Annotated in this window: 21 protein-coding genes; 14 read left to right on the forward strand and 7 right to left on the reverse strand. The window is 67.4% G+C overall.

All coding sequences use genetic code 11. The features are described from left to right. Nucleotides 1-110 precede the first annotated feature (110 nt). Together AWC12_RS13790 and AWC12_RS13795 are read right to left on the reverse strand one after the other, a co-directional pair. A complete protein-coding gene (locus AWC12_RS13790; RefSeq protein ID WP_085174997.1) occupies nucleotides 111-1,334 on the reverse strand; it encodes an MFS transporter in 1,224 nt (407 codons plus the stop codon). Continuing rightward, the gene (locus AWC12_RS13795; RefSeq protein WP_085174999.1) at nucleotides 1,331-2,668 is read right to left on the reverse strand and encodes an NAD(P)-binding domain-containing protein; all 1,338 of its coding nucleotides are present in this window, start codon (nucleotides 2,666-2,668) and stop codon (nucleotides 1,331-1,333) included. Before AWC12_RS13795 ends, AWC12_RS13790 begins: the two co-directional genes overlap by 4 nt. An 88-nt stretch (nucleotides 2,669-2,756) precedes the next feature. On the opposite strand from AWC12_RS13795, the gene AWC12_RS13800 reads away from it, so the two are divergent. Then, the gene (locus tag AWC12_RS13800) at nucleotides 2,757-3,116 is read left to right on the forward strand and encodes an ArsR/SmtB family transcription factor (protein ID WP_085175001.1); all 360 of its coding nucleotides are present in this window, start codon (nucleotides 2,757-2,759) and stop codon (nucleotides 3,114-3,116) included. A 29-nt stretch (nucleotides 3,117-3,145) separates the two neighbouring features. Here the strand turns inward: AWC12_RS13800 and mshD are convergent, their stop codons facing one another. Together mshD and AWC12_RS13810 are read right to left on the reverse strand one after the other, a co-directional pair. Then, nucleotides 3,146-4,054, reverse strand: a complete 909-nt coding sequence (gene mshD / locus AWC12_RS13805) for a mycothiol synthase (protein WP_085175003.1) — start codon at nucleotides 4,052-4,054, stop codon at nucleotides 3,146-3,148. Next, nucleotides 4,051-4,845, reverse strand: coding sequence for a winged helix-turn-helix transcriptional regulator (locus AWC12_RS13810; protein ID WP_024448696.1), 795 nt, complete (start codon nucleotides 4,843-4,845; stop codon nucleotides 4,051-4,053). The genes mshD and AWC12_RS13810 overlap by 4 nt, the downstream gene beginning before the upstream one ends. A 189-nt stretch (nucleotides 4,846-5,034) precedes the next feature. Between AWC12_RS13810 and lmeA the strand changes: the two genes are divergently transcribed. The 9 genes from lmeA to AWC12_RS13855 all read left to right on the forward strand — a co-directional run bounded on the left by lmeA (nucleotide 5,035) and on the right by AWC12_RS13855 (nucleotide 9,635). Then, nucleotides 5,035-5,829: a mannan chain length control protein LmeA gene (gene lmeA, locus AWC12_RS13815; RefSeq protein WP_085175005.1), complete on the forward strand. Its 795-nt coding sequence runs from the start codon at nucleotides 5,035-5,037 to the stop codon at nucleotides 5,827-5,829. Beyond that, entirely contained in the window at nucleotides 5,826-6,257 is a 432-nt protein-coding gene (locus AWC12_RS13820; RefSeq protein WP_085175007.1) for a thioredoxin family protein, read from the forward strand. Before lmeA ends, AWC12_RS13820 begins: the two co-directional genes overlap by 4 nt. A gap of 29 nt (nucleotides 6,258-6,286) precedes the next feature. Continuing rightward, a complete protein-coding gene (locus AWC12_RS32040; RefSeq protein WP_370471476.1) occupies nucleotides 6,287-6,379 on the forward strand; it encodes an Ms5788A family Cys-rich leader peptide in 93 nt (30 codons plus the stop codon). A gap of 87 nt (nucleotides 6,380-6,466) precedes the next feature. Next, nucleotides 6,467-6,928: a DUF4395 domain-containing protein gene (locus AWC12_RS13830; RefSeq protein ID WP_085175009.1), complete on the forward strand. Its 462-nt coding sequence runs from the start codon at nucleotides 6,467-6,469 to the stop codon at nucleotides 6,926-6,928. A 20-nt stretch (nucleotides 6,929-6,948) separates the two neighbouring features. Continuing rightward, a complete protein-coding gene (locus AWC12_RS13835; protein WP_085175011.1) occupies nucleotides 6,949-7,782 on the forward strand; it encodes a sulfurtransferase in 834 nt (277 codons plus the stop codon). A 1-nt stretch (nucleotide 7,783) separates the two neighbouring features. After that, on the forward strand, nucleotides 7,784-8,086 hold the full coding sequence (locus AWC12_RS13840) for a DUF1416 domain-containing protein (protein WP_064279567.1): 303 nt from the start codon (nucleotides 7,784-7,786) through the stop codon (nucleotides 8,084-8,086). 168 nt (nucleotides 8,087-8,254) lie between these two features. Next, the gene (locus tag AWC12_RS13845) at nucleotides 8,255-8,578 is read left to right on the forward strand and encodes a DUF732 domain-containing protein (RefSeq protein ID WP_085175013.1); all 324 of its coding nucleotides are present in this window, start codon (nucleotides 8,255-8,257) and stop codon (nucleotides 8,576-8,578) included. 161 nt (nucleotides 8,579-8,739) lie between these two features. Then, complete coding sequence (locus AWC12_RS13850; protein ID WP_024448703.1) at nucleotides 8,740-9,369, forward strand: heme-binding beta-barrel domain-containing protein; 630 nt, start codon at nucleotides 8,740-8,742, stop codon at nucleotides 9,367-9,369. Beyond that, nucleotides 9,369-9,635 (forward strand): hypothetical protein, encoded by a 267-nt coding sequence (locus tag AWC12_RS13855; protein WP_081660131.1) that lies wholly within the window; start codon nucleotides 9,369-9,371, stop codon nucleotides 9,633-9,635. Before AWC12_RS13850 ends, AWC12_RS13855 begins: the two co-directional genes overlap by 1 nt. Here the strand turns inward: AWC12_RS13855 and AWC12_RS13860 are convergent. Next, nucleotides 9,628-10,497 (reverse strand): ABC transporter substrate-binding protein, encoded by an 870-nt coding sequence (locus AWC12_RS13860; protein WP_085175015.1) that lies wholly within the window; start codon nucleotides 10,495-10,497, stop codon nucleotides 9,628-9,630. The two genes, AWC12_RS13855 and AWC12_RS13860, sit on opposite strands and share 8 nt — an antisense overlap. Before the next feature lie 273 nt (nucleotides 10,498-10,770). Further along, nucleotides 10,771-11,652, reverse strand: a complete 882-nt coding sequence (locus tag AWC12_RS13865) for an aminodeoxychorismate lyase (RefSeq protein WP_085175017.1) — start codon at nucleotides 11,650-11,652, stop codon at nucleotides 10,771-10,773. A 51-nt stretch (nucleotides 11,653-11,703) separates the two neighbouring features. Between AWC12_RS13865 and ygfZ the strand changes: the two genes are divergently transcribed. Together ygfZ and AWC12_RS13875 are read left to right on the forward strand one after the other, a co-directional pair. Then, on the forward strand, nucleotides 11,704-12,798 hold the full coding sequence (ygfZ, locus tag AWC12_RS13870; protein WP_085175019.1) for a CAF17-like 4Fe-4S cluster assembly/insertion protein YgfZ: 1,095 nt from the start codon (nucleotides 11,704-11,706) through the stop codon (nucleotides 12,796-12,798). 147 nt (nucleotides 12,799-12,945) lie between these two features. Further along, nucleotides 12,946-13,128 (forward strand): DUF3073 domain-containing protein, encoded by a 183-nt coding sequence (locus AWC12_RS13875; protein WP_024448707.1) that lies wholly within the window; start codon nucleotides 12,946-12,948, stop codon nucleotides 13,126-13,128. A gap of 12 nt (nucleotides 13,129-13,140) precedes the next feature. Here the strand turns inward: AWC12_RS13875 and purM are convergent, their stop codons facing one another. Next, complete coding sequence (gene purM, locus AWC12_RS13880; protein ID WP_085175020.1) at nucleotides 13,141-14,232, reverse strand: phosphoribosylformylglycinamidine cyclo-ligase; 1,092 nt, start codon at nucleotides 14,230-14,232, stop codon at nucleotides 13,141-13,143. Nucleotides 14,233-14,305: 73 nt separating this feature from the next. Here purM and AWC12_RS13885 point away from each other — a divergent pair, with 73 nt between their 5' ends. Together AWC12_RS13885 and AWC12_RS13890 are read left to right on the forward strand one after the other, a co-directional pair. Continuing rightward, nucleotides 14,306-14,752 carry a cupin domain-containing protein gene (locus tag AWC12_RS13885; protein ID WP_024448709.1) on the forward strand — a complete coding sequence of 149 codons (447 nt, stop codon included), beginning with the start codon at nucleotides 14,306-14,308 and terminating at the stop codon, nucleotides 14,750-14,752. Nucleotides 14,753-14,777: 25 nt separating this feature from the next. After that, nucleotides 14,778-15,767 (forward strand): NAD(P)H-binding protein, encoded by a 990-nt coding sequence (locus AWC12_RS13890; RefSeq protein WP_024448710.1) that lies wholly within the window; start codon nucleotides 14,778-14,780, stop codon nucleotides 15,765-15,767. Nucleotides 15,768-15,771 lie beyond the last annotated feature (4 nt).

A 15,771-nucleotide genomic window follows, 5' to 3' on the forward strand; every position in this document is an offset into this window, starting at 1 on the left:
CGGACGTCGTGGCCGTCGAAGTGGCGATCACCAAAGTTACCCACCGTCTGCCCACACCGGCACAGACGAGGGAGATGGTCCATATCCTGCAGCGGCGGCGGGTCCTCGAACTAACCGACGATCGGCGCGGGTGCCGCCACTCGCGGCCTGGTGGCCAGGGCGAGTAGTGCCCCCGCCGCGGCGATCGCGCCGAGGGCGACGAACATCGCGGCGTATCCGCCGAGCAGGCCGGCCAACGCCGCGCCGACGAAGGGGCCGACCGCGGTGGCGACCATGATCGGGGCGTTCAGGTAAGCGCTGAGGTAACCGTAGTGGGTCGCACCCCAGCGTTCGGTGACCGCGGTCGCCTGCAGCAGCGTCATGATGCCGCGCGTGACCCCGGCACCGATCGCGACCGCCACCAGCGCGGCGTACGCGCTGAACACTCCGAGCAGCGCCGTGGTGACCGCGATACCGGCCATGATGATCACCGTGCGGGGCACGACGCCGACGCGACGCACCAACGTCTGATAGCCCAGACGGCCCAGGACCTGGCCGGCGCCGCCCAGGCCGAGCGCGACCGCGGCAGCACCGGTGCTGATGTCGCGCTGGCTCATCAGCGGCACCAGGTTGGCGATCACCGCATACGACGCGAGCCCAGCGAGTGCGAATGCCGCCATCAGGGCCAGGAACGGCCAACTACGGATGGTGCGAGTGGGCGCCTCAGTCGGGCGGTGCCGGGCGGCCACCGGCGGCCAAGGGCGCCGCAATCCGAAGAAGTGTGCCGGAACAGTAATCACCGCCATCACCACGGCTAATACGAGATAGGTTTGGCGCCAACTCATCTGGGCCGACAGCGCAGCAGTCAACGGTGCGAACACGGTGCTGGCGAAACCCGCAACCAAGGTCAGCGCCGTCAGTGCGCGCACGGCGTCAGTGCCGAAAAAACGAGTGAGCGCTGCAAAGGCCGGCGCGTAGAACACTGCGCTCATCGCCACCCCAGCCAGCACCCACGCCGCGAGGAACAACGCGTAGTTCGGCACCGCGACGACCGCGACCACTGACAGCACACCGAGGATCGAGCCTGCCGTCATGATCCAGCGTGGACCCACTCGGTCCAGCCACCGTCCGAGCGGGATGCCCGCCACCGCCGAGGTCAGCAGCCCGGCGGAGAACGCGGCGGTCACCGCAGGCGCCGACCAGCCGGTGTCGGTGCTGATCTGCTCGGAGAGCACGGTGAAGGCGTAGTAGAGCACGCCCCAGCTGGTGATCTCGCTGATGCACAACGTCAACAGCACCCAGCGCAGCCCGTGCCGGGCTGCGCTGGGTGCTGCAGTTGGATCTGTACGTGTCATCCGCCAACGGGGTTCAGCGACAACGACAACGGTTGCGGCGCGGACGGTGCGGGTCCGCAGCAACCGCCGCCGGCGTTCTCGCTGTCGGGGCTGTCGAACAACCCGGCCCCGTTGCACACCCCGGTGTCGGGCAAGGTCAGCTCGACCCGACGGGCGCCCTCGTGATCGCCGGCCAGTTCGGCGGCGATGCTGCGGACCTGCTCGTAGCCGGTCATCGCCAGAAACGTCGGTGCCCGCCCGTAGGACTTCATGCCCACGATGTACAAATTCGGTTCGGGGTGGGCCAATTCGGCGGCACCGTGCGGTAACACGCTGCCGCAGGAATGCATGTTCGGGTCGATCGACGGGGCCACGTTGACGGGGGCCTGCAGGATGGGGTCCAGCTCGATACGCATCTCCGACAGGAAAGACAGGTCCGGCCGGAACCCGGTCAGCACCACGACGTGATCGGCCGGTGGCAAGGACCGCCCGTCCTCGGCGGTCACTACTGCGCGGCCGTCGACCATATCGATGCGCTCGATGCGGAACCCGGTCGACAGCGACACCCGGCCATCCTCGACCGCTTCCTTGGAGCGCACACCCAGGGCGCCACGCTCGGGCAGCTCATCGGCGGCGCCGCCGCCGAAGGTGTCCTCGGAAACCCCGCGGCGCAGCACCCACGTCACCGTCGTTGAGCGATCCTTGCGCACCACCTCGCCGAGCTGGATCACCGCGGTCATTGCCGAATGGCCGCTGCCGACCACCACCACGTGCTTACCCGCCAGCCCCGAGGCCTGTGCCAGCGTCGGCGGGACGTAGGTCAACACACCGGAAGCTGCGGCCGCACGCTCCCCGATCGCCGGAACACCGTCAGCGCCAGCAGGATTGGGCTGACCCCAGGTACCCGAGGCGTCGATGATCGCCCGGGCCTGCACCCGGCATTCCGTGCCGTCACTGTTGGCCACGTGCACGACGAACGGTGCCTCCGCCCGGCCGGGGCTGACCAACCGGTCACGGCCCAGCCGCGACACCGCCTCCACCCGTGCGCCGTAGCGCACGCGCCGGCCCAACGCGGTGGCCAATGGCGCCAGATAGCCGTCGATCCACTCCCGTCCGGTCGGGAACCCTGATTCAGCTGAAGTCCAGCCTGTCGACTCGAGCAGCCGGGCGGCAGCGGGGTCCACCAGTTCGGGCCACGGCGAGAACGTGCGTACGTGTGCCCACTGCTCGACCGCCGACGCCGGGCCGTCGCCCGCCTCCAGTACAAGCGGGGTGAGTCCACGCTCCAGCAGGTGCGCGGCCGCCGCTAAACCCAACGGTCCGGCCCCGATCACTACGACGGGCAGCTCCGACATGCTCGATTCCTCCTATCGACATTCTTCGATGCGACCGATCGTGCTTGACGCATCGATATTTGTCAATGCGTGTGCCATCATGGTGCCTATGGCCGTTGCCACCGCGCCGCTGACCATCAACGATGCGTCCGCCTGCTGCTCACCGCTCACGGGCGGAGTGTTGGACACCGCTGCCGCCGAACAACTCGCCTCGGTGTTCAAGGCGCTCGGCGACCCCGCACGGGTCAAGCTGGTGTCTCTCATCGCCGCAGCCGAGGACGGCGAAGCCTGCATCTGCGACCTGACTGAACCACTCGGGTTGAGCCAGCCCACGGTGTCGCATCACATGAAGCTTCTCGTCGACAGCGGCCTTGTCGGCCGTGATCAACGCGGCAAGTGGGCCTACTACCGCGTCAATACCGAAGCACTCGACCGTATAGCAGCGGCAGTATCGACACGTCCGGCCTGACGACCCCGCACGACGCTTGGTTCAGCAATTCACAGGCGAGCCGCTGCGGGGGCGGCGTAGGCAACATCTGAATTGATCACGTCGAAACCCAGCCGTCGATACGTCTTCACCGCCGCGGTGTTGTCCGCTTCGACGTAGAGCATCACGTCGGCTCCCGGGCCGAGTCTCTCGGCGAGGTGGTGCAGGCCCGTCAGCGTCAGCGCGGCACCCAGTCCGCGCCCTTGCGCCGAGGGGTCCACCCCCACCACGTACACCTCGCCAAGCGAACCGGAATGCACCTTGGTCCAATGGAATCCGAGTAGCTCACCGCTGTTCTCGTCGAACGCGAGGAAGAAGCCGTTCGGGTCGAACCACGGCTCGTCGCGCCGCTCGGCGATATCGGCGTCGCTCCAGCCGCCCTGCTCGGGATGCCAGGAGAACGCGGCGTTGTTCACCCGCAGTACCTCCGCGTCGTCCTGCGGGCCGGCGTATGTGGTCACGCGCACACCGTCGGCTGTCGTCATCGACGGCAAATCCGCCAGCGGTCGCTGCATCTGGAGCAATTCGCGGACGGCGACGAGATCGAGTGCCGCGGCCGTGGCCCTGGCCGCCTCGAGGTTGCCATGCGCCCAGATTCGGGCGTCGGGTCCGCCCTCGGGAAGTGCGGCGCGGATGAGGGCCGAGCCGATGCCGCGGCGGCGCGCCGCGGGGTCAACGACGAGTTCGGCCATCGGCGGCGCATCGTCGCCGGCGGGAGTCAGGTTGAGGTAGCCGCGGATGTCACCGTCGGTGGCGGCGAGAAGGTGCCGGGTACGGTCCTGGCCGAGTTCGCGAAGCACCTGATCCCCGACCGGGGCGACACCGTCGAGCATCTTTGCCTCGACGATGAGGTCGCGAATGCGCTGTTGGTCGGCGTCCGAGAGCTTCTCGTGCCAGTCGACCGAAACCGGCGAGCTCACTGACCGCGCAGCGCGTCGTCGAAGGAATCGGACACGCTGTCGGGATTCAGCGAGTCGGCGTCGTCCTCGTAGTGGTCGTCGTCGAGGTCTTCGGTCTCGCTGTCCGGCGCGGGTGGCCGGCCGCGTGCGGGTCTGACCGCCTTGTAACCGACGTTGCGCACGGTGCCGATGAGGGACTCGTATTCGGGGCCGAGCTTGGCGCGCAGACGTCGCACGTGGACGTCGACGGTGCGGGTGCCGCCGAAGAAGTCATAGCCCCACACCTCTTGTAGAAGCTGCGCCCGGGTGAAGACCCGTCCGGCGTGCTGCGCCAGGTACTTCAGAAGCTCGAACTCCTTGTAGGTGAGGTCGAGAGGCCGCCCGCGCAGCCGTGCGGTGTAGGTGCCCTCGTCGATGACGAGTTCACCGAGGCTGATCTTGCCGAGGTTCTCCTGATTGGCCATCCCGCCGCGGCGTCCGACGAGCAGCCGAAGCCGCGCGTCGATCTCCGCGGGGCCGGTGCTGGGCAGAAGGATCTCGTCCAGACCCCATTCCACGTTGACGGCGACGAGGCCGCCCTCATTGACCACCGCGACGACGGGTACAGATGTGCCGGTGGTGCCGAGCAGTCGACAGAGGCCACGCGCAGCGGCAAGGTCGGTGCGCGCGTCCACGATCGCGACGTCGGCAGTACCCGCCTCGAGGAGGGAGGAGACCTCGGTGGGCGCGGTGCGAACATTGTGCGCCAGCAGGGACAGTGACGGCAGGACGGATTCCGGCTGCGGGTCAACCGTCAGTAGCAGCAGATCCAACTGACCCTCCAGCATCCGTGGAGCTCATCCCCCGGGACACCGCCGAACATCTTTGTCGCGTGGTGACTTCCCAGATTCATGTCCGACACACGGCCGTTACCGCGCCGATAGTTACCTCACCTTAGCGTGCTACCTGCTCGTAAGCCGTGCTGAACGCTGCAGCTGACCCGCGTCGGCAACAATGTCGGGGTGCGCAAGCTCGTCATCGGTGCCCTGGCGACCCTCACCGCGTTGCTTGTCGGCGCGGTGAGCACCGACTTCGGCGCCGCGATCTACGCCGAATATCGCCTGGCCAGGAGCGTAAGAAGCGCTGCCAACCTCAGCTGGGACCCGTCTGTGGCGATACTAGGATTTCCCTTCATCCCGCAGGCGGAACGCAGGCACTACGACGAAGTGGAGATCAAGGCCAGTGGCGTTGATCACCCCGTGGTGGGCAAGGCCTCGCTGGAGGCGACGATGCATTCGGTCGGGGTGGGCGAATCGTGGCTGATCCCGCCCGACGCGACTCTGACGATCGGCAAGCTGGAGAGCCGAATCATCATCGACTCGACCCACATCGGCCGCTTCATGGGCATCCCCGACCTCCTCATCGAGGCGCCGACGGCCGAAACGGAGGATTCCACCGGGGGCACCACCGAGTCGGGCATTTCGAGCAACCGCGGGCTGGTCTTCACCGGCACCCCGGACAAGGCCGGCTTCGGTGAGCGGGTCAGCATCGCCGTCGACCTGTCGATCGCCGGACCGGACGCCACCACATTGGTCATGACCGCGACCGGGGTGCTGACCGAGCCGGGGACCGCCGATCGGGCCGTGCCGGAGCAGCAGATCCCCGCGGTGCTCGACGCGTTCTCCGCGGAGCTGCCCGGTCAGAAGCTGCCGTTCGGCATCGCTCCCACGACGGCGGGCGCCCGAGGATCCGACATCATCATCGAGGGCATCACCGAGGGAGTAACCGTCGATCTTCGAGAGTTCCGAATGTCATGAGCTCTTCCTGGATTGCTGTCGCCGCGGCGCTCATCGCCGCGTTCGGGCTCGCTCTCGTCGTCGGGCGGCTGATGACCTTGCGGTCGGGTCTGATCCGGGGCGCCAAAGAGTGGCCCGCCCTCGACGAGGACGACGTCGCCGAGCTGGGATTGTCCAGGACCGGGCCGACGGTTCTGCATTTCACGGCTCCGTGGTGCGGACCGTGCGCGGCTGTGCGCCGAGTCGTGGACCAGGTGTGCGCAGACCTTCCCGGGGTCGCCCACGTCGAGATCGATATGGACGCCAATCCCGGAGCGGCGCGCAAGCTTTCGGTGCTCTCGTTGCCCACCACGTTCATCTTCGACGCCGACGGTAAGCAGCGCTACCGCACCTCAGGGGTGCCGACCGCTGCTGACCTGCGGTCGGCGCTCGCGGCACTGTTGGCCTGATCACCTCCTCTTTGGGTAAGCTGTCCCCCGTGCCAGCCCGCATCGAGCTTGTGCTCACCAAGCGCCGCGCAGTCGATCTGTGCCGCGTTGCGGGTTGTTGCTGTTGTTGTTGCAGCTGCTGAGTAGCCGCGCCGTTCTTCGCGCCGCACTCTGCGACAGGCCGTTTCGGTCCGCCGCACCCAGCCATACCGGACAACAGGAGCACAACTATGTCGAGCATCACAGAGCAGCGCACACCCGCACAGGTGGACGTCCGTGGACCGCGTTTCGGCGCCTGGATATCGACTGCCGTCCTCGTCGCGGCGCTGCTGGTGTCTGCGGAAAGCCTCGTTGCGGCCGCGGCGATCCTCGCCGCGCAGGCCGTCGTCTTCGCGGTCGGGGCCACGCTGGGCCCGCGCCGGCATCCGTACGGCCTTGTCTTCGCGACACTCGTGGCGCCGCGACTCGGCCCGGTCACCGAACGTGAGCCGGTCCCGCCGCTGAAGTTCGCACAGCTCGTCGGCTTCGTCTTCGCCGCTGTCGGCGTCGTCGGTTTCGCCAGCGGCCTCGCGCCGCTGGGCATGGTCGCCACAGCACTTGCGCTCGTGGCGGCTTTTCTCAACGCAGCCTTCGGGATCTGCCTCGGCTGCCAGCTCTATCCGCTCTTCACACGCTTGACCCCCACCCAGTAGCAATCGAAAGGAATTTCCACATGGCACGCTCCGACGTCCTGGTCACAGCCGACTGGGCCGAGAGCAATCTCGACGCGCCGAACACCGTCTTCGTCGAGGTCGACGAGGACACCAGCGCCTACGAAACCGGTCACATCCCCGGCGCGATCCGGCTGGACTGGAAGACCGAGCTGCAGGACCAGGTCAAGCGCGACTTCGTCGATCAGCAGCAGTTCTCGAAGCTGTTGTCGGACAAGGGAATCGGCAACGACGACACCGTCATCCTCTACGGCGGCAACAACAACTGGTTCGCCGCGTACGCGTACTGGTACTTCAAGCTCTACGGCCACGAGAACGTCAAGCTGCTCGACGGCGGCCGCAAGAAGTGGGAGCTCGACGCGCGCCCGCTCTCCAAGGACGTGGTGAAGCGCGAGAGCACCAGCTACACCGCCAAGGAGCCCGACAACAGCATTCGCGCGTTCCGCGACGAGGTCATCGCCGCGATCGGCACCAAGAACCTGGTCGACGTGCGCTCTCCTGACGAGTTCTCCGGCAAGATCCTGGCGCCGGCGCACCTGCCGCAGGAGCAGAGCCAGCGTCCCGGGCATATCCCGAGCGCGATCAATGTTCCGTGGAGCAAGGCGGCCAACGACGACGGCACCTTCAAGTCCGACGAGGACCTGGCCAAGCTCTACGCCGACGCCGGCCTGGACGGCGAGAAGGAGACCATCGCCTACTGCCGCATCGGTGAGCGCTCGTCGCACACCTGGTTCGTGCTGCAGGAGCTGCTGGGACACAAGAACGTCAAGAACTACGACGGTAGTTGGACAGAATACGGTTCCCTCGTGGGAGCCCCGATCGAGTTGGGAAGTTGATATGTGCTCTGCACCCAAGCAAGGACTGACGTTGCCCGCAAGCGTCGACCTGGAGAAGGAAACGGTCATCACCGGCCGCGTTGTGGACGGGTCCGGCCAGGCTGTGGGGGGCGCGTTCGTGCGCTTGCTGGACAGCTCGGACGAGTTCACCGCCGAGGTCGTCGCATCGGCCACTGGTGACTTCCGATTCTTCGCCGCGCCGGGTACCTGGACGCTGCGCGCCCTGTCACCGGTGGGTAACGGTGACGCCAGCGTTGCGCCTTCGGGAGCCGGGATTCACGAGGTCGACGTCAAGGTCGCGTAAATCTCGAAAATTTACGCTCCGGTCACGGGGCGTTGCGCTGATCATGCTGTGAAAACGCTGCACGATTAGCTGTTGTCGGCGACTATATGGGTGAACCCGCACTTTAGGGCGCGGGCCACCCCGACACCTTCGCGGCCTGCCGCGATACCGAACACCTAGGACCCGACAATGAAGACCACGATTGCCTGCGCCGCATCTGCGGCCTTTGCCGCAGTTGCTCTGTTCAGTGCTCCCGCGGCCTTCGCGCAGCCGGAGGAAGACTTCCTCACCGTGATCACCAACGGTGGAATCACCTGGCCGGCCGACAAGACCCCACAGGTCATCGAGACCGGGCGCGCCGTCTGCACCGACTGGTCCAACGGGGCCTCCTTCGAGCAGGAAGTGGCCGACCTGACCAGTGTCACCGACTGGTCGGATTACCAGGCCGGGTACTTCATCGGTGCTGCGACCGGGGCTTTCTGCCCCGAGTTCGAGTGGAAAGTCAGCCAGTAACCACAGTTTCATCACGCGTCGACAGCCGCCGGGAGAGTATTTCTCCCGGCGGTTAGACTTTCTGCCGTGGTGCTGTTTTTCGAAATCCTGCTCGTCGCGGCCGTCGTGGTGATCACATGGTTCGCTCTGTATGCGCTGTACCGCCTCGTCACTGACGAGTCGTGAGTTCAGGCGACGAAGCGGTCGCCGCAGCCGCCGAGCGAGCCAGGCAGACCGCCGCGCGCAACATCCCGGTTTTCGGCGACCTGCCATTACCTTCGGACACCGCGAATTTGCGCGAGGGCGCCGACCTCGACGATGCCCTGCTGGCACTGTTACCGCTCGTCGGTGTGTGGCGCGGCGAGGGCGAGGGCCGGGATACCAACGGCGACTACAGGTTCGGGCAGCAGATCGTGGTGTCGCACGATGGGCGTGACTACCTCAACTGGGAGGCGCGGTCGTGGCGCCTGGACGCCGACGGCGCCTACGACAGCCACGGCCTGCGGGAGACGGGCTTCTGGCGGTTCGTCAACGATCCAGGTGATCCGGCCGAATCGCAGGCCATCGAATTGCTGCTGGCGCACTCGGCCGGCTATGTCGAGTTGTTCTACGGGCGGCCGCTGAACCAGTCATCGTGGGAGCTGGTCACCGACGCGCTCGCACGAAGCAAATCCGGCGTGCTCGTCGGGGGTGCCAAGCGGCTGTACGGGATCATCGACGGAGGTGACCTGGCCTACGTCGAGGAGCGAGTGGACGCCGACGGCGGTCTGGTCCCGCACCTGTCCGCCAGGCTGTCGAGGTTCGTCGGCTAGTGCGTCGAATGAGTGTGTGCGCGGCGATCGCCGCGACAGCAGCGGTCACAGCGTGCTCTGCGCCGTCCGAGCCCGCCGAGAAATCGACCCCCAGCTCGGTGACGCCGAGCGTGGGGCACGGCGCCTTCGCCTACTGCCTCAGCCAGCACGGTGTCCCCGCACCTCCTGGACCGGCCGCCGAACCGCCTGCCGGTGTCGACCGCAAGACGTGGGAGACGGCGATGTCGGAGTGCGCGTCGCTGGCGCCAGGACCCGGTCCTAGCTGAGCACGGGCGCGCGGCCCGCGTCGGCGAGCCAGCGCTGCTGAAGCCGCGCCAGCGTCCCGTTGTCCCGCAATGAATCGACCGCCCAGGACATGCAGCGGGTGAGCGAGCTGCCGTGGTCGAGCACGATGCCGAACTGCTCGGCATGTGACTGATCGGCGCCACCGTCGTCGGGAAGCTGCCCGATCATGACGCCACCGTTGAGTTCGTTGGCCACCGCGAACGCCGTCGGCAGGTCCGCGACCATCGCATCGATCCGGCCGTCGACCAGTGCCATTTTGGCGTCGACGTTGGTGTTGTAGACCTCCACCGCGGTTCGACCCTCCAGCGCCGTGGCCGCGCTGTGGCTTGTCGATCCGACTTGCGCGCCAAGGTGGAGCCGGCGCAGATCGTCGAGTGTGCGCGCCGTCGCGGCGGGCGAGGTGCGCACGGTGACCACCGCCTGGGTGACGTCGAAGTAGGGGGCCGAGAAGTCGACCGCGGCGCGGCGCTGCTCGGTGATGGAGAACTGGGAGAGATTGGCGTCGAAGGTCTTGGGGCCCGGGGCAAGGGCGGCGTTGAAGGCAACCCGCACCCAGCGAACGTCGTCGGCGGCGTACCGCAGTTCGGCAGCGACGGCGTAGGCGAGCGCAGCTTCGAAGCCTTCCCCGTTTGTCGGGTCGTCGCCGAGGTACCACGGCGGGTAGACGGGCTGGTCGGCACCGAAGGTGAGGATTCCGGGATAGAGCGTGTCGAGCGCATCCTTGCGGCACTTCGTTCCGTCCAGTGCGGGGGCGGTGACGGTGGCCGCGGGCGTGCAGGCGCAGACGACCAGCGCCGTCAGTGCGGCAAGTGTCCTCCACCTTGTGATGGACGACGCAGGCATGGCCGCATCATTGCAGATTCTGAATTTTGTGCAGGTTCAGAAATGGAGCGGCCCCCGAGCCGTCGTTCCTGGTCGGACAAGACCAGAAGGCTCGGGGGCCGGGTGACTGCGGGGAATTCGCCAGCGCGCACAGGTGCGACGAGCGCTCTCCCGGCGCTGCTAGCTCGCAGCCACCTCACATGTCCATAAGTCACTCAATTTGTCGGACCACCTCCTTCCCTGTGTACACGCGACCGTACTCCCGCTTTGTTAGGGCGACAACCGATTTAGCGCTCAGCGATCGCAGACGATGGCGGCGTCGACCAGTGCCGCCATCTCGTCTGCCAACGGTGTGTCCGGCAGGCGCACCCCGTCGAGGGTGTGTACGCGCGCCGCCAGGGTGATGCTGGATACCAGCCAAACCCCTTGTGCAGCAAGGAGATCAGCGGGCGTGAGGGCTTGGTAGTCACAGTCATAGCCCTTGTTGCGAGCCACTTCGAACAGCGCCTGCTGCGTGGTGCCGCGCAAGATCGGGTACCAAGGCGGCGGCGTCAGCAGGCAGGTGCGGCCCTCCTCGGAGGGGGTGGCGATGACGACCGTGGAGCGCGGCCCTTCCAGGATGTGTCCGTCGGTGCTGACAAAGATCACGTCTCCCGCGCCGTGCCGTTCGGCGTGCCGCAGCGCGGCCATGTTGATCGCGTAGGAAAGCGTTTTGGCTCCTGCCAGCAGCCACGGCATCGAGTCGTTGCCGTCGGAGGCCAGCCCACGATCCAGCGTCAGCGCGGCGAGGCCGCGGCGACGCACGTCGGCGACACGGCCCGGCACAGCGCCGATCGTCGCGTATGCCGTCGGCGCCGAACCGTGCTCACGGCCTCGCGAGTACACCAGCCGAAGGACGCCTTCCTGTTCTCCGCCTGCAAGCCAGGCATCGACCGCAACGTCGACGGCGGTACGCCACTGCGACGCCTCGGGTTCGGGCAGGTCGACCAGCTGCGCCGAGTGCGCCAGCCGGGACAGGTGCGCTTCGAGCAGACATGGACGCCCGTCACGGACGAGCAGCGTCTCGAAGATGCCGTCGCCGCGCACGGCGGCGAGGTCGTCGGCGTGCAGGAAGGGCACTTGCGGGTCGTGCAGCTGCCCGTCGACGGTGACGAGGACGCCCGGATGGTCGGCCATGGGAAATCAGCGTAGCCGCGGCGCCTCGACCGCGAATCGTAGAGTTGAGCTATGGCTTGGACGTCCGAAGTACCCGCACCCGACGACGGGCCCGACGCCGGTGCCGTGTGGCACTACGGCGACCCGCTCGGCGAGCAACGAGCCGCGGCCGACGGCGCCGTCATCGTCGACCGTTCACACCGCGCGGTGCTGGTGTTGACCGGGACCGAGCGCAACTCGTGGCTGCACACCATCTCCAGCCAGCACGTCAGCGCGCTGCCCGACGGTGCCGTCGTCGAGAATCTGAGCCTCGACGGCCAAGGTCGCGTGGAAGACCACTGGCTGCAGACGCAACTCGACGGCCGCACAGTCCTCGACACGGAGCCGTGGCGGGGTGAGCCGCTGCTGGCTTTCCTCCGCAAGATGGTGTTCTGGGCCGACGTCGTGGTGGAACCCGCCGACCTCGCCGTGCTGTCCCTGCTTGGCCCTGCGGTCGCCGACCAGCCGGTCCTCGACGCGCTCGGTCTGGCCGCACTGCCCGACGAAGGCACCGCGGTCGAGCTGGACGATGGTGGTTTCGTGCGACGGATGCCCGGCTCCGGCCTTGAGGTCGACGTCGTCGTCCCGCGATCCGACGTCACCGCGTGGCGCGACAAGCTGGTCGCAGCCGGCGTCCGCCAGGCGGGCGTGTGGACCTATGAGGCTCATCGCGTCGCCGCGCAGCGGCCGCGACTCGGGGTCGACACCGACGAGCGCACTATCCCGCACGAGGTCGGTTGGATCGGCGGCCCCGGGGTCGGCGCGGTCCATCTCGACAAGGGTTGCTACCGCGGGCAGGAGACCGTCGCCCGCGTCCACAACCTCGGCAAGCCGCCGCGCATGCTGGTGCTGCTCCACCTCGACGGCGCGACCGATCGGCCGTCTCCGGGTGATCCGCTGCTCACAGGCGGCCGCACCGTCGGTCGGCTGGGCACCGTCGTCGATCATGTCGACGAGGGTGCGATCGCGTTGGCCTTGATCAAGCGCGGCCTGCCTGCGGATACGGCGTTGACAACCGGGGGCGATGTGCAGGTGAACGCCGCGATCGACCCAGATTCGGTGCCGCCCGCCGATGCCGTGGGCGCGGGCCGTCTTGCGATCGAGCGGCTGCGCGGCGGCGCCGGATGAGGCTGTGACGTGAAAAACGGCGCTTCATCAGGGCCTGCCAGCGCTACCGCCCAAGGCACGGTAAAGTGACCGCAGGACAATAAACACACTCAGATCGGAGCCGCCTAATGATTGGGCCGCTCCGTTATTGCGCGAGGGGGTTCCCCCATGGGCCGCGGCCGGGCAAAGGCAAAGCAGACCAAGGTTGCACGCGAGTTGAAATACAACACGCCGCAGACCGATTTCGAGCGGCTACAGCGCGAGCTGTCCAACGCTCCCGACGACCACCGCAATGGCAGTGATGCGCCTGCGGACGACGGCTGGGCCGACGAGGACGACTGGCGGCGCTGACCCCGCCAGTCCTTAGAACCTGGGGTGCTGCCCCACGAGCACTGCTCGTGAACTGTCCTTGCTGCCTTTTTGAATGGTGCCGAGGGTCCAGCAGTTCAGGTGACGGGCGGTCAGGACGGCCAGCGCGCGATCGGTCTCCTCCGGCGCGACGACGGCAACCATCCCGACCCCCATGTTGAACGTCTTCTCCATCTCGGCGCGATCAATGCGGCCGCGCTGGGCGATCATGCCGAACACGGGTGCGGGTGTCCACGTACCCCGGTCGAGTTCGGCGACGAGGCCGTGGGGGATGACGCGTTCCAGGTTGCCGGCGAGTCCACCACCGGTGACGTGGCAGAACGTCCGGACCTGGGTTTCGGCGGCCAGCGCCAGGCAGTCCTTGGCGTAGATCCGCGTCGGCTCCAGGAGCTCCTCCCCGAGCGTGCGCCCGAACTCCTCGACATGCCCGGCGAGGTTCATGTGGTCGATCTCCAGGAGCACGTGCCGGGCCAGCGAGTAGCCGTTGGAGTGCAGACCCGTCGACGCCATCGCGATGATCACGTCGCCGGGCCGGACGCGGTCGGGCCCCAGGACGTCGTCGGCCTCCACGACCCCGATGCCGGTGGCGGAGATGTCGTAGTGATCCGGGGCCATCAGGCCCGGATGCTCGGCTGTCTCGCCACCCAACAGGGCGCAGCCGGCCAGCACGCAGCCGTCGGCGATTCCGGAGACCAGCTCGGCGACACGTTCGGGCACGGTGCGTCCGACGGCGATGTAGTCCTGCAGGAAGAGCGGTTCGGCACCGCACACCACGAGGTCGTCGACGACCATCGCGACAAGGTCGATGCCGACGGTGTCATGTTTGTCCATCGCCTGGGCCACCGCGAGCTTGGTGCCGACCCCGTCCGTGGACGAGGCCAGCAGCGGCTCCCGGTAGTCGCCGCGCAGGGCGAACAGGCCCGCGAAGCCACCGAGGCCGCCTCGCACTTCGGGCCGGGTGGCCTTCTTGGCGAGCGGCTTGAAGAGCTCGACGGCGCGGTCACCTGCTTCGATGTCCACCCCTGCCGACGCATACGAGATGCCGTCTCGTCCGGCGATGCCGCGTTGTTCGACCCCTTTAGTCATCGAGAGCAAGGCTACCCGCGTATCCCCCGCGAATCGCCGCCAGTATGCGTTGTGGTGTGACAATGTGCCCTGCATGAATGGCACAAAGGCCGCCGGGCTTCCACTGGTGGCCCTCACTCTGGGTTCGCTGGCGGTCGCTCCCGCCACACTTCCCGTTTCCGTCGCGACGCCGCCGGTCGGCGTGGCGGCGGTCACCCTCTCGCAGAACACCAGCAACGGTGTCGACTACGTCACCCGCGAGATCACCATCGCGCCCGGCGGCAGCACCGGCTGGCACTATCACGACCCGACCGTCTACGGGATCATCCGCAGCGGCACACTGACGCGGACTCTGGGGAACTGCCAGGTGGACGGCGTCTTCCCTGCGGGATCCGCAGTGGCCGAAGGTCAGGGCCCCGGGCACATCCACGTCGGCCGCAACCTGGGAACCGAGCCTCTGGTGATGTGGGTGAACTACGTCGCTCCGGCGGGCACCGCTCTGGCAGTCGAGGTGCCCGATCCCGGTTGCGGGTTTGCCTGAGGCATGAATGGGACATTCCCGCGCCATGCCTTCTGAGGATGTCCGCTGTTTGGTCACTGGCGCGACAGGTTATATCGGCCGCCGGTTGGTGCCTGCGCTGCTGGATCGCGGCCTTCGCGTGCGCGCGATGGCGCGCACCCCGTCGAAGCTGGACGGCGCCGACTGGCGCGACCGCGTGGAGGTGGTGCGCGGCGATCTGACCGAGCCGGATTCCCTGGTCGAGGCGTTCGAGGGCGTCGACGTCGTCTACTACCTCGTGCACTCGATGGGGACGTCGAAGGACTTCGTCGAGGAGGAGCGGCGCTCGGCGCGCAACGTGGTCGAGGCGGCGAAGAAAGCCGGCGTCCGGCGCATCGTGTATCTCAGCGGTCTTCACCCTGAGGACACGCAACTGTCCCGGCACCTTGCGTCCCGGGTCGAAGTCGGCGAGATCCTGCTGGCCTCCGACATCGAGACGATCGTGCTGCAGGCGGGCATCGTCATCGGAACGGGATCTGCGTCGTTCGAGATGATCCGGCATCTCACCGACCGGCTGCCCGTGATGACGACCCCCAAGTGGGTGCACAACAAGATCCAGCCGATCTCGATCGACGATGCGCTGTATTACCTCGTCGAGTCAGCGACGGCGAATGTGCCCACTTCGCGGACCTGGGACATCGGCGCTCCGGACATCCTCGAGTACGGCGATGCGATGCAGGTCTATGCCGAGTTGGCGGGGTTGACGACGCGCCGTTTCGTGGTGCTGCCCTGGTTGACGCCGACGCTGGCGAGCCGCTGGGTCGGATTGGTGACGCCGATCCCCTCGGGGCTGGCGCGGCCGCTGGTGGAGTCCCTCGAATGCGACGCCGTCGCCCACGAAAAGGACATCGACGCGGTGATCCCGCCTCCGGCGAAGGGGCTGATGGGTTACCGGGAGGCGGTGCTGCAGGCGCTCAAGCAGGAAGGCAACGCCGCCGAGGGCAGGCACCGAATCCTGCAGTTCACGTCCGCGAAGGGAACCTTGAACCAGGCCTGAGCCG

Source organism: Mycolicibacterium iranicum (assembly GCF_002101705.1).
In the GTDB taxonomy this organism is placed as follows: domain Bacteria; phylum Actinomycetota; class Actinomycetes; order Mycobacteriales; family Mycobacteriaceae; genus Mycobacterium; species Mycobacterium iranicum.

Coding starts and splice junctions, on each gene's coding strand:
- AWC12_RS13790 (WP_085174997.1), bottom strand. CDS start 1,334: ATGACACGTACAGATCCAACTGCAGCACCCAGCGCAGCCCGGCACGGG.
- AWC12_RS13795 (WP_085174999.1), bottom strand. CDS start 2,668: ATGTCGGAGCTGCCCGTCGTAGTGATCGGGGCCGGACCGTTGGGTTTA.
- AWC12_RS13800 (WP_085175001.1), top strand. CDS start 2,757: ATGGCCGTTGCCACCGCGCCGCTGACCATCAACGATGCGTCCGCCTGC.
- AWC12_RS13820 (WP_085175007.1), top strand. CDS start 5,826: ATGAGCTCTTCCTGGATTGCTGTCGCCGCGGCGCTCATCGCCGCGTTC.
- AWC12_RS13830 (WP_085175009.1), top strand. CDS start 6,467: ATGTCGAGCATCACAGAGCAGCGCACACCCGCACAGGTGGACGTCCGT.
- AWC12_RS13835 (WP_085175011.1), top strand. CDS start 6,949: ATGGCACGCTCCGACGTCCTGGTCACAGCCGACTGGGCCGAGAGCAAT.
- AWC12_RS13840 (WP_064279567.1), top strand. CDS start 7,784: ATGTGCTCTGCACCCAAGCAAGGACTGACGTTGCCCGCAAGCGTCGAC.
- AWC12_RS13845 (WP_085175013.1), top strand. CDS start 8,255: ATGAAGACCACGATTGCCTGCGCCGCATCTGCGGCCTTTGCCGCAGTT.
- AWC12_RS13860 (WP_085175015.1), bottom strand. CDS start 10,497: ATGCCTGCGTCGTCCATCACAAGGTGGAGGACACTTGCCGCACTGACG.
- AWC12_RS13865 (WP_085175017.1), bottom strand. CDS start 11,652: ATGGCCGACCATCCGGGCGTCCTCGTCACCGTCGACGGGCAGCTGCAC.
- ygfZ (WP_085175019.1), top strand. CDS start 11,704: ATGGCTTGGACGTCCGAAGTACCCGCACCCGACGACGGGCCCGACGCC.
- AWC12_RS13875 (WP_024448707.1), top strand. CDS start 12,946: ATGGGCCGCGGCCGGGCAAAGGCAAAGCAGACCAAGGTTGCACGCGAG.
- purM (WP_085175020.1), bottom strand. CDS start 14,232: ATGACTAAAGGGGTCGAACAACGCGGCATCGCCGGACGAGACGGCATC.
- AWC12_RS13885 (WP_024448709.1), top strand. CDS start 14,306: ATGAATGGCACAAAGGCCGCCGGGCTTCCACTGGTGGCCCTCACTCTG.
- AWC12_RS13890 (WP_024448710.1), top strand. CDS start 14,778: ATGCCTTCTGAGGATGTCCGCTGTTTGGTCACTGGCGCGACAGGTTAT.